Below are 12,506 nucleotides of genomic sequence, written 5' to 3' on the forward strand. Positions count from 1 at the left end.
CGGGCAGCCGATGCCTTGTCTTGCTGTGTGTAGACCATGGCACTCATGTCGGCTTCAAAAAGGGATCGATGACTCCGGAGACGTCTCCCGAGCGCGGGAACGTTCGTTCAGCCGGAGGGCCGGCTTCCCGTCGGATCCTGCGAATCAGAGTGCCTCGATGGTGGATGGCGGCTTTCTCGTGATGTTGTAGGTCACACTGACGACGCCGGGTATCGTGGAGGTTATCTCCTCGGCAATCTCTTCGAGGATTTCGTAGGGAAGTCTGGTGGGCGAGGCGGTTTTGGCGTCCTCGCTTTCCCAGCAGCGCAGTTCGATCTGGCAGCCGTAATCGCGTTTTCCGTTCCGGACTCCCGTCACACGGTCTTCATGGAGAACGGCAAGATACTGAAAGGCCGTGGTGGAGGCCAGCTGTTTTTCAAGTATGCCGGTGGCGGTTCTTACCATGGCGACCCGTTCGGGCGTAACCTCGCCGATAATCCGCGTCGCCAGAGCCGGCCCCGGAAAGGGGGGGCGGAGATAGATCCGGGGGTTGAGGCCCGCTGCCTTCCCGACGATTCGAATGGCCGGTTTTCTCAACTGGATGAGAGGTTCAAGAACTTTGTAGCCATAGCGTTCTTCCGGATCTATTCCAAGCTGTTCCAGGATGTTGTGCTGTCGCTTGATCCCGGCTACCGTCTCCTCCACGTCGGTGTAATTTGTCCCCTGCAGGAGGTGTCGGGACCCGCTTTCCCTGACGAGCTTCCCGAAAACATGCTTGTAGAATATTTCCGTTATAGCCTCGCGCTTCTCCTCCGGATCGGTCTTACCCTTGAGGGCCGCGAAGAATGCCTCGGCGGCATCGACGATTTCAACGGTAATACCCAGCTCAGCGAACCATCGGCGGATCAGCTCCGGCTCATCCTTGCGCATGAGCCCGCTGTCGATAAAGTAGGACTTGAGGCGATCCCCCAGGGCTTTATGGGCCAGCATGGTGACCACCGCCGAATCGACGCCGCCTGACAGCGCGTTGACGGCCGTTCCAGACCCGACGGCGGAGGCGATTTCCGCCACCTTTTGCTCGATGAACGCCGGAGCGTTCAGGTCCTGAAAAGGTATCTCCCGTGCATCCATAGTATCACTTCTCCATCTCGTCTGATTCCGGGTGCGTGAAAAACACCAACCACCGATGCGGCAGCGGCAGGGATGGTGAATATCACGAAGAACAGCGGAAATGCAACCCCCGAACGGGGAACCCGGCGCGAACCGGGTTTTTCTCCGAAAGGTGTTCGGCACGAGCACCGTATCAGGCTTTTGAGTCCCCCCGGACTGCATGGCCCGGTATCCCGGGCGGCAGGTTCTGATCCGTGACGTCCTCCTGAAAAGCGCCCCGGCCTGCCTCCGGCGGCCTGCATCATACAACTAACGTGCCGTAAGCGGGCATCGTTGAGTATGGACGCGCCGGCAAAACCGGAGAAGGAGACCGAATCGACATTGGTGCAGGAAACGCTCCCCTCTCCGGAATTGACGGCTTTGACAGGGCGCTAGCGCTAGTATCTGAACACGGCGGCCATGGATCCGCCTCCGGGTATTTCGGAGGAATCGAGAACATAGACGGTCCCGCCGTTAAACAACGCGTTGATCGCCGCGTGATCCACAAGATCCCATGAAGAGGGAGCCGGCGGATCGGAAAGGACGACGTCGCCGGTGTCGCTGTTATAGACACCCCACTGCTCGATGTCCCGGGCGGCAAAAAGCGTCCCCACCCTTCCGTGCGAGGCCGCCTGGACAATCTCGCGAATGTCCCGGGACGCCAGGCCCGTCCCGGCGCTTTTTCTGTACAAGTCCAGCGATTCCCGTTCCTTGGCTTTCAGGATGTCACCGATCAGGGGAAGGGCCATCCGGCGGAGGTCATCCCCGGTCAGCCCCTCAGGGCTCCCGGGTATAAGCCCTGCCAGCAGGTACTGGTAGGTGTTCGCCTCGCGATATATGGGAAACAGGTATTCCACGCCCGCGAAGATAAGAGGATCCCGCCTGTCTCTCAGTATATCCTGGAGCCCCCGATCAACCTGTTGAAAAAACTTGAGCACCTTCATCTTGGTGTTCTCCGAACCCGTATGAAGCTGAAGCCGTTTTTCGAAATCATCCAGATCCAGCGCCTCCGTCAGGCTCTGGGGAATGCCGTTGAGCGACACTTCCCGGTTTTTCCAGCACGTGCATTCAAACAGGCGGACATTGCTCTGGCTTATGGCGAGAATCAGGAAATTCGTGTCACGGGCCATCATTCCGATGAGGGGCTTCAGGTGAAAGCGATCGGAAACCACTACCCGTTCCTCGAGGGTGACCGGCGTTTTGAAGGAATGGAAAGAGTCCGGCGAAAGAAAGAGTACAAACCCTTCCAGCTGACTCCGCCAGAAAAGCTCATTATTCAGCAGCTCCTGGGCCGGGGCAAGAAGCTCCCTGATTTCAGAGGGCCTCAGATCGCTCTGCACGAGCTGGTTTTCCGCTTCGCGGAGAAGATTCTTGAAACGAATCGAGTTTTGTTGCGTGTCGGGACCCTTCCTGTGGGTGGGCATGTAAATCGAGAGACATACCCCCACGTGGTTGTAGGCCAAAGCCAACATTTCATCGAGAGATTGCACGGTGTTCATTACATAAGACCTCCCTTTTCAGCTATCCGTCCACATCTCGAACCTTGGCACGGCGCGTCGCAAAACGATAGTTCCGCCGTCAAGGCATCTTCCTGTTCGATGATTGTACCCTCTTGTTCTGACAGAATAAAGGCAAAAAAACTACAGGGCATGAACGGCTTGCCATTTCACCGTCCTCTGTGTATAAAAGTATCGTTACGACCACTCCCCTCCGCATTCGATCTGTGGACAAAACAGGAGAGCTTGTTCATGGCTGAAAAAGAAAAGCTCCGGAAAGACGGCCGGAATGCCGGACGGCGCAATCCGGAGCAGCTCAGCATGGTTTCCTTTGATGGAATCCTGGTGCATTCCGATGGAAAAATCATCGACGCCACGCAGTCATTCGCAAAAATGACCGGTTACAGTCCGGACGAACTCGCGGGAACCGACGTTCTGAGTCTTGTGGCGCCCGGGCTACGCGACCTGATTCGCGACCACACGAATAGCGGCTATGAAGGTCCTTACGAGGTATTGATCCTTCACAAGGACGGATCCGGGCACCCCTTTGAAGTTCGAAGCAAAAACATTACTGTCGACGGCAGGGTAATCAGAGTCGCCTCCTTCCGGGATATGGCGGAGCGGAGCCGTGCCGATGATCTCTACCGAACAATCTCGGACAAGATTCAAACCGGCGTATATATTGTCCAGGATGGCCGCCTGTGTTTCGTGAACTCGCTGCTCGAGGAGTTCACGGGATACGACAGGAGCGAACTTCTGGGAAAGAAAGGCATGTTCGTCGTTCATCCTCGCGACAGGAAAAACCTCAGGGACCAGGCGGTTCGGATGCTCCGGGGTGAACGGGCATCTCCCTATGAGTTCAGAGTCGTCACGAAGTCCGGTGATATCCGCCGCGTCATGGGGACGGTAACGCCCATTCTTTTCAACAAGCGTCCGGCCATCATGGGAAGCGGCATGGACGTGACGGAACTCCGGGAAGCCCAGGAAAAACTCGAGAATCTTGAAGCGCTTGAATCGTCGATCCTGGACACGATCCCCCATGCCGTGATCGGCATGGAAAACCGAAAGATCATTTTCGCCAACAATGCCGTTCACGACGTCTTCGGTTGGGAACCTCAGGATCTTATCGGACAGAGCAGCAAGGTTCTCTACCGCCGATACAGTGATTTCAGGGAGACGGGGAACAGATTTTACGGTGACACCGAACTGAGCAAGATGCATCTCGATGAAGTTCCGTGCCGGCGGTCTGACGGGCAGGAAATCATCTGTGCCCTCACGGCGTCCAAAATGGCGGCTCCGGACAACATCCGCAAGGCCGTGGTCGTTTTCGAGGACGTGACGGAACGGAAAAAAGCCGAGGCGGCCCTCGTACGGGAGCGGGACTTCGCCGAAAGTCTCATAGAGACCGCCCAGGCACTGGTACTCGTTCTCGACACCCGGGGAAGAATTGTCCGGTTCAACCCCTACACGGAAGACCTGCTGGGCTATACTCTTGACGAAGTCAGGGGAAAGGAATGGGCCGAGATTTTCACCGATGAAAAGGATCGTCTCTTCAGGAAAGACACCGCCCGGGCCATGATCAGCGAAACACGGGTGGAGGGGACCAACACGGTGATTACCCGGGATGGGTCCAGGCGCATCGTCAACTGGAACAGCAAAGCGCTTCGCGGAAGCCACGGAGAGCGGGTGGGAACTCTTGCCGTCGGTCAGGACGTGACAGAGGCAAAAGAGTCTGAACGGAAACTGTCTGAAAATTACAGGCGCATGCGTCTCATGTCCTCCGAGCTGGCGCGCACGGAGGAGCGTGAGCGCCAGCAGCTCGCCACGGAACTTCATGACCGGATCGGCCAGACCATGGCAGTGGCGAAGATGAAGCTGGAAGGGCTTCAGAAAGAAACCGGGTCGTCGAAGATCACCGTTTCCCTGGAAAATATCGTGGCTATCGTGGACCAGCTCATCCGTGACACCCGTTCACTGACCTTTGATCTGAGCCCGCCGATCCTCTATATTCTGGGGCTCGCGGCCGCTCTGGAATGGCTGGCGGAACAGTACCAGGAAAAATACGGCCTCCCGGTCACCTTCAAAAAAAAGGGTAAAAACAGTGCCGCCCCGGACAAGGATCGCGCCTTTGTCCTGTTCCGATGCACCCAGGAACTTCTCATGAACGTCACCAAGCACGCCGGGGCAAGAAGCGTCCAGGTCTCGATGCGGCAGTATGCCGGCAAAACGGAAATCGTCGTGGAGGACGACGGCGTGGGCATTGACCCGAGCGTAATCAAGGCCCCCAAGGACTGGACCAAAGGGTTCGGTCTGTTCAGTATTCGAGAACGATTGAGCTTCATGGGCGGGCGTTTTTTCATCGGACCCGTTCCCGGCGGAGGAACCCGGGCCCGCATGGTCATATTCGACAACCCCGATGACCTGGAGAACTCCGACTGATCCGGGCGTATCATCCATTTCCCGATCGGTTTATCGGTCAATGTAAATCGAAGAAACCAGCATATGACTGATTGAAAGCCCCTCATACATTCCCTATCAATGAAGCCTGCACAGGCTCGGACCCGATAACGATCCGAAGCCTGTCCGGTCGATGCCCCGTCGGGGGCGTACCGTTTCTGCCGTGTTCCCATGCGTGTGACGTTCAAGAAAGAACACAGTCCATGGACATACGAATTCTGTTGGTCGACGATCACAAGATAGTCCGGGACGGCCTGCGGACCCTTATTGAAAATGAACCGGGCATAATGGTCGTCGCCGAGGCGGAAAACGGTGAGAACGCCGTCAAGCTCTCGCGGGAACTCCACCCGGACGTGGTCATAATGGACATATCCATGCCGGACATGAACGGTGTCGAGGCGACACGCCTCATCCGGCAACACAACCCCCTTCTGAAAGTCATCGCCCTGTCGATGTACTCGCACCCCCTCTTCGTTTCCGGTATGCTGGAGGCGGGCGCTTCAGGGTATCTGCTCAAGGACTGCGCCTTCGAGGAACTGGTCCGCGCCATCCGCTCGGTCATGGACGGCCGGACCTGGCTCAGTTCAAAAATCGCCGGCATGGCGGTACGCAGGTCTTCGGACGGACTGCAGGTTTCCCGTACCCATGACTACGGGTCCCTCACGGCCCGGGAGCGGGAAGTGTTCCGGCTCCTGGCCGAAGGAATGTCAACACGCAGTGTGGGGAAACGGCTGGAGATCAGTCCCAAAACCGTCGAGGCCCATCGTCGGAACATAATGAAAAAACTGAACATAAGCAGTATCTCCGAACTGGTCAAGTATGCCGTTCGCGAGGGTGTCGTTTCTGTCTGAACAATTCGGTTGCAGGAATGTCGGCGGTTCTGTACAGTCCGGTGAATGACCTGCAGGTTTCCGCCGGGACCGGTACGGGCTGCGCACAAACCGGAAAGGATGGACGATGAGATGAGCATGGGCGATCCCTCCGAATACAACACGCTCTATGATTATGCCGATTCCTGCGCCGGCGACGGGAGGCATGAGGAAGCCCTGAAGATATATGAAAAGCTTCTGGCCGCAAATCCCGGCGATGATTCACTGCTTCTCTCGATAGCCTGGGTCCACAAAGACAGCGGTGATACGGAAAAAGCTCTTCACTGCCTTCAGCAGGTTCTCGAAAAGGAACTGGCCCGGAAGGTATTCACAGGATTCGCCTATGACGAACTGGTTCGTATGTACCGGGAAATGGGTGAGTATGACCGGCTGGTGCTTCTCTGCGAACGGGCGGCGACGATCTACCCCGATGACACGGCCCTGCTGGACACCCTGGGAAGCGCCTGCCTGAAAAGCGGCAGGGCTGAACGGGCTCTCGCGATTTTCTCACGACTCGTCGAGATGGATCCCGAGGCCCCTGTCTATCACATGAACCGAGCCTGCGCCGCCGTGGCCGCCGGACAATACGACGAAGCGGAATCGTCCTGCGCCGCCGCCTTTGCCCTGGAACCCGAAGACGGCAGACTCTTTTACGGTCGGCTCGCCATGTCATATAAAGACACGGAGCAGTACGGGCGGGCGGAGAAAGCACAGAACAGGGCACTTGAACTCTGTCCCGGAAACCCCCTGTATCACTGCGGCCTTGGAGAAATCATGCTGAAGCAGGGCAAGATCGACGAGGCACGGGGTGCCTTTGAAGATGCCTGCCGGGCAGACCCCGCTTCCCGGGCCGGCTTTCACAACAGACTTGCCAACATGATGCTCCGGGAGGGGTATGTTACGGAAGCGGCCGACGAATTCGAAAAAGCCATTGCCGCCGATCCCGGAAACCCCTTCTATTACATTACTCTCATCGCCTGCTGCGATCGGCTTGGAGAACATGAACGGGCGGACCGCTACCGGGACAGGGGGCGCCGCGAGGGAGTCCTGCCCGATGAGGGATAACGTACCCGGAAGCGGCCAACTACCCCTTGACAGCTGAACGGCTTATGGGATACATAGCCGCCCATGTAGATACCGGCGTGGGGATGTAGCTCAGTCGGGAGAGCGCGGCGTTCGCAATGCCGAGGTCAGGGGTTCGACCCCCCTCATCTCCACCATTCATAGTATCATTCCGGACCGTTTCAGGCTGCATGGTTCCGGCACGATCGATACGGTTGCCGCTCTCCGATGGTGCCCCGCTCCGACTCACTGTATTCCGGTGAGGATCATGAAAAACTATTTTCACGTATCATCTGAGCATCCTGTCGGCTGACTACCGCCGGGAGAGAGGTCGATTTTTTTTCAGGAGAATGAAGAGCACAAACCTGACCGCCGGAACCTACCAGGGAATAGCGCTTATCGCCGACCCCATCTATACCTATATCTGGTTCACGGTACCCACGCCGGACAGAACACCCGAAAAAACAGAAAAGGACCTCATCGACTCCCCCTGGATGCAGCGTCTGCGTCGCATCTACCAGCTTCAGAGCGCCCGGTGGGTCTTCCCCGCCGCGGAACACACCCGCTTTCAGCATGTCCTGGGCACGATGCACCGGGCCGGGGAGTTCGGCCGCCACCTGTACCCCAGCCTGCAGGAAATCTGCCCCGATGTTCCGTCGATCAATTGCGTGGAAGAGTTGCTCCGGGTGGCGGGTCTTCTCCATGACGTGGGACACGGACCCTATGGTCATTTCTTCGATGAACACTTTCTGGCTCAGTACGGCCTCACCCATGAAATACTCGGCCAGGTCATCATTGAAAAGGAACTGGGCGGAATAATCAAGAACATCAAACGGAGTCCTGCGGGAAACTTCGCCGAAGGAGAAAGGATCAGTCCCCGGCAGGTGGCCTTCCTGATCCGCAAGCCCCAAGGAAAGGACGGAAGGGAACCCCGGTGGCTCCATCTCCTGCGCCAGCTGTTTTCCGGCGTTTATACAGTGGACAATATGGATTACGTACGCCGCGACGCCTACATGTCTGGATTTTCCATGGACATCGTGGATACAGACCGGCTCTGTTTCTATTCATTCTTTACCTCCGAGGGGCTGACGCTGCATCAGGCGGGCACCTCGGCCCTGAGCCGGTTCCTGCAGGCCAGGCTCAACCTCTATTCCAATGTGTACTATCACCGGACTACCCGGGCTCTCGACCTTCACCTGCAGGAAATATTCAAGGACACCATAGACATGCTGTTTCCCTGCAACCCCCTTGACGATTTCGGACGTTATCGGGAACTCGATGAGTGGAGCCTGTATCACGATACCAGGAAATGGGCGTCCTCCGGGGACCGGTCACAGAAACGACTCGGTAGGGAGTGGAACAAGCTCTACACACGGCGCGTCAAATGGAAGATGTCCTTTTTTGCCGACCTTTCCGTCGAACAGCTGCAACGGGGCGCCGAGTTCCCCGGAGCCCGCGATTATGAAAGAAAAATCAGGGAGCATCTGCCGAATTCATTGAAAAAAATCCGTTTCCGGGTGGACCTGGCAACCCAGGACCCCCGCCCCATCAATCCCATGGTGGAAGGGGACAAGCGCATCAACATTTTCAACCCTTCCACGGACAGCACCTCCTGGGAGCCCCTGCGGGACATCTACCGATTCATACCGTCCCGTGTGGTTCATTTCAGGATCTTCTCCCTGGATCACCGTTATGATGAGGCGCTGTCCCGGGCCGCCGAAGATATGTTCGAATCCTCGGGGGAAGTCCTTTCAACGAATATTTAACCCCGGTAGCCCCCGTTTTATCGAGGATGAAACCATGGACACCCGTGAAACCACAGATCTCACCCTGTTCGTCAGAACCTCCAGTGAGGATATCGCCGTCTGGAACCGCCAGAGGATAATCGAAGCTCTCATCCGCGAAACAAACGTCGACGTTGCCACGGCGGAATCCATAAGCAGGGAAGTGGAACAGCAGATCACTTCGTCCTCCATGGGATTGCTGACGACGTCCCTCATCAGAGAAATGGTGAACGCCCGGCTTCTCGAACGGGGCCTCGAGGGAGCGACGAAAATGCACGCCCGTCTCGGCTTTCCCTTCTGGGACGTTGACCGTCTGATGCTTTATCAGAACAAGGAAAACGCGAACGTCCCCCACAGTCCCGAGGGAACCAACCTTATTTTCGCCGAGGGGATAAAGCGCGAATACGCGCTCATGAAGGTTTTTTCCGATGAAGTCAGCTATGCCCACCTGACAGGCGACATTCATCTCCATCACCTGGGCTATATCGACCGCCCTTACTGTTCGTGCCAGTCGCTGGAGTACATTAAAAAATTCGGCCTCAACCTCCCCAACTCTCTGGCGACAGCCGCGCCGGCAAGGCATGCCGAAGTACTTCTGGCCCACATGGTACGATTCGCGGCCGCCCTGCAGGGTCATTTCTCCGGGGCCATCGGCTGGCTCGATGTCAACATTCTCTTTGCGCCCTATCTCGAGGGCATGTCCGATGCCGCGATAACGCAGCTTGCCCAGATGCTCGTCTACGAGTTCGCCCAGCAGGCGGTCGGGCGGGGCGGGCAGACCATATTCACGGACATTCACCTGCAATGGGAGGTTCCCGCCCGTCTTCGCGACCGGGAGGCAATCGGTCCCGGTGGAACCGGCACGGGGAAATGCTACGGAGACTACGACAGCGAAAGCCGACGGTTCCTGCGGTCCCTTTTCGACGTCTACCTGCGCGGAGACGCCTCGGGACGGCCCTTTGTCTTTCCACGGCCCATGGTCCATCTGACGGAAGATTTTTTTTCGAGCCCCGAGCACGAGGCGTTTCTGATGCAGGCCTCTGACCTGGCCGCCGAAAAGGGAAACCCCTCTTTCCTCTTCGACCGTCAGGGAACGCTGAATCTGTCCGAATGCGGCCTGCTGGAAGGGAATCACCGGGACGATCCCTGGAACATGCGGTACAGCGCCATTCAAAACGTGTCCATAAATCTTCCGCGGCTTGCCTATAAGGCCGGCGGTGACGAGGAGCGGCTTTTTTTTCTCCTCGAAGAACGAATGGAACTGGCAGCCCGGGCCCACGAACAGAAAAAATATTGCATCGAACGCCTGCTCTCCCATGGCGACCAGGGCCCGCTGTCGCTGTTGACGCTGGATAATGGCGGAACGCCTTACCTGCTTCTGCCCCGGGCCTCCTGGCTCATCGGCATCGTGGGACTCAACGAAATGGTGAAGCGCCAGCGGGGAAGCCATCTTCATGAATCAGACGACGCGCGTCTCTTCGGGTTGAAGGTCGTCGGGCGCATGCGGGAAATCACCCGCAGACTCACGTCGGAGTACGGTATGAACTTCATCCTGGAACAGTCCCCGGCGGAGAGTACCCCCCACCGCTTCGCGCGGCTGGACCTGAAATATTTTTCCCCCGAAGCGGGCCGATACGTCCGGGGTGATATCGCCCGGGGAGAGGTCTATTATACCAATTCAACCTGTTTCGACATCACGGCTTCCGTCGACCCCCTTGAAAAGGTCAGCCGGGAGGGAGTTCTCCACCCCTGCATCGGGGGCGAGGCCCTTTCCCACCTGTGGCTCGGCGCGAACCGGCCGGCGGCCGACAGGCTGGCGAGCTTTATCGCGGCGGTGTTCCGGAACACCACAAGCCGTCACATCACCTTCTCCCCTGATTTTTCAACCTGCCGCGACTGCAAAAACACCTCACGGGGCCTCATGGATACGTGTCCTCTGTGCGGGTCCGCCGACCTGGAAGGCATGACCAGGATCACGGGCTACTATTCAAAGGTTTCAAGCCTGAACCGGGGGAAGATCGCCGAGTTGCGTGACAGGCGATACGCTTCGTTTTCTTGACCTCTTTTTTTGTGACAGCCCTTCACCGGAACCACTGAAAAGAAATCCTTCCGGGGAACCGGTGCCCGCCCTCAAAGATACAGGTTTCCCACCGTCGGGAAGCGCGCCGTGAAGCATGCCAATCTCCCCTTGGCGGAATTTTACGGGGCCCCGTTCTTGACATGGTGAAATTGATAAATATATTACGCAGGAAACAAACCGGGCGGATCTCATGGAAGAAATCGAAGACATCATAATTCGAAGCTTCAGGGAGAGTATTCATCAGAAGGAAGTTTTTATCAATGAAAACCTTCAGCGCATCGTAAAGATCGTGACGGTCATCACCAGCGCGCTGAAACAGGGCAACAAGATCCTGCTCTTCGGGAACGGGGGAAGCGCCGCGGACGCGCAACATATCGCGGCGGAATTCGTCAACAGGTTTCTTATCGAGCGACCTCCCCTGCCGGCGATCGCTCTCAGCACGGATACGTCAATCCTGACGAGCATTGCCAACGACTATGATTTTTCAGAGGTTTTTTCCAAACAGATACGGGCCGTCGGCCACGCGGGGGATATTGCCTGGGGGTTTTCGACCAGCGGGGTCTCCCCCAACATTGTCAAGGCCTTTGAAATGGCCCGACGTCTGGACATGGTATGTGTAGGATTCACCGGAAAGGACGGCGGCGCTGTCGCCAGGATGGTTGAGCATTCTCTGAACGTCTCTTCCACCAGCGTTCCACGGGTCCAGGAGATTCACATAACGGCCGCCCACGTAATCTGTGAAATGGTGGATTACAAGCTCTTCACGCGCCCCAACGGATAAGGCGATGAAAAGGGAATGATGCGTACCGTGAAGTGCGCCGCAGTGACGAAGGCCGGAACGCAATCAAGCATTCGGACTTTTTGTAAAGCCGCCGTGAACGATGCCGTGACACGAAAAAAACGACATAAGGAACACCGCGACGAGAAGATGGACACAATAGAAACCCCGAAGGGGACGGAAGAACACAGACCGGATCAGGAGCAGCAGCCCGTCGAAGATACTGTTTCACCGGACACCGAGAATGCCCGGAAGGAAGCGGCAGAGCATTATGACAAGTATCTTCGCCTGGCCGCCGATTTCGACAATTACAAGAAACGGGTCCGGAAAGACAGGGAGACCCTGCTTACCTACGGGAATGAAGCAATCATAAAGGACATCCTGCCCATCGTGGACAGCCTCGAACGAGCCCTGGACCACGCATCCAATGCCGGTGACTTCGAGTCCTTCGTAGAGGGGCTGAAAATGATACTGGAAAAGCTGAAGAGTACCCTGGCAAAACACGGCGTCGAGGCTGTCGAGGCACTGGGCTCGGAATTCGACCCCAATTTCCATGAAGCCATGATGCGGGTGGACAGTGAAAAATCCAGGGACAACCTGGTGGTCGAGGAATTTGAAAAGGGGTACCTGCTCAAAGGGCGCCTCTTGAGGCCATCCAAGGTGGCCGTGGCAAAGTCGACAGGCTAGTGCCTGTGTGAAAATGTATCCTTCGGGGCAAAACCGCGGTGTGAAGTACCGGAGCGTGTTACCCGAAGGAAGAACAAAGCGTGACACGGAATGGGAGACATATCCTCTCCGGACGGAGGGTGTAATTATTATAGTACGTGAGAGACATGAACGCATCGCGAAGCG

At 57.0% G+C, this 12,506-nt stretch carries 9 protein-coding genes and 1 tRNA gene; 8 read left to right on the forward strand and 2 right to left on the reverse strand.

Features of this window, described 5'->3' with window-relative positions; all coding sequences use genetic code 11:
- Positions 1-144 precede the first annotated feature (144 nt).
- Together M0Q23_03830 and M0Q23_03835 are read right to left on the reverse strand one after the other, a co-directional pair.
- Positions 145-1,110 carry an asparagine synthase-related protein gene (locus M0Q23_03830; protein MCK9527774.1) on the reverse strand — a complete coding sequence of 322 codons (966 nt, stop codon included), beginning with the start codon at positions 1,108-1,110 and terminating at the stop codon, positions 145-147.
- Between the two features lie 416 nt (positions 1,111-1,526).
- On the reverse strand, positions 1,527-2,627 hold the full coding sequence (locus M0Q23_03835) for a hypothetical protein (protein ID MCK9527775.1): 1,101 nt from the start codon (positions 2,625-2,627) through the stop codon (positions 1,527-1,529).
- A gap of 249 nt (positions 2,628-2,876) precedes the next feature.
- Between M0Q23_03835 and M0Q23_03840 the strand changes: the two genes are divergently transcribed.
- The 8 genes from M0Q23_03840 to grpE all read left to right on the forward strand — a co-directional run bounded on the left by M0Q23_03840 (position 2,877) and on the right by grpE (position 12,341).
- Complete coding sequence (locus M0Q23_03840; protein MCK9527776.1) at positions 2,877-5,063, forward strand: PAS domain S-box protein; 2,187 nt, start codon at positions 2,877-2,879, stop codon at positions 5,061-5,063.
- A 221-nt stretch (positions 5,064-5,284) separates the two neighbouring features.
- Positions 5,285-5,932, forward strand: coding sequence for a response regulator transcription factor (locus tag M0Q23_03845; GenBank protein ID MCK9527777.1), 648 nt, complete (start codon positions 5,285-5,287; stop codon positions 5,930-5,932).
- 111 nt (positions 5,933-6,043) lie between these two features.
- Positions 6,044-7,015 (forward strand): tetratricopeptide repeat protein, encoded by a 972-nt coding sequence (locus M0Q23_03850; protein ID MCK9527778.1) that lies wholly within the window; start codon positions 6,044-6,046, stop codon positions 7,013-7,015.
- 79 nt (positions 7,016-7,094) lie between these two features.
- Positions 7,095-7,170 (forward strand) — tRNA-Ala (locus M0Q23_03855).
- Between the two features lie 192 nt (positions 7,171-7,362).
- Positions 7,363-8,778 carry an HD domain-containing protein gene (locus M0Q23_03860; protein MCK9527779.1) on the forward strand — a complete coding sequence of 472 codons (1,416 nt, stop codon included), beginning with the start codon at positions 7,363-7,365 and terminating at the stop codon, positions 8,776-8,778.
- A 34-nt stretch (positions 8,779-8,812) separates the two neighbouring features.
- Positions 8,813-10,855 carry an anaerobic ribonucleoside-triphosphate reductase gene (gene nrdD, locus M0Q23_03865; GenBank protein MCK9527780.1) on the forward strand — a complete coding sequence of 681 codons (2,043 nt, stop codon included), beginning with the start codon at positions 8,813-8,815 and terminating at the stop codon, positions 10,853-10,855.
- A 211-nt stretch (positions 10,856-11,066) separates the two neighbouring features.
- Positions 11,067-11,657 carry a D-sedoheptulose 7-phosphate isomerase gene (locus tag M0Q23_03870; GenBank protein ID MCK9527781.1) on the forward strand — a complete coding sequence of 197 codons (591 nt, stop codon included), beginning with the start codon at positions 11,067-11,069 and terminating at the stop codon, positions 11,655-11,657.
- A 147-nt stretch (positions 11,658-11,804) separates the two neighbouring features.
- Positions 11,805-12,341 carry a nucleotide exchange factor GrpE gene (gene grpE, locus M0Q23_03875; GenBank protein ID MCK9527782.1) on the forward strand — a complete coding sequence of 179 codons (537 nt, stop codon included), beginning with the start codon at positions 11,805-11,807 and terminating at the stop codon, positions 12,339-12,341.
- The last annotated feature ends 165 nt before the right edge of the window (positions 12,342-12,506 follow it).

The sequence above is a fragment of the Syntrophales bacterium genome (genome assembly GCA_023228425.1).
Lineage (GTDB): Bacteria > Desulfobacterota > Syntrophia > Syntrophales > UBA2210 > MLS-D.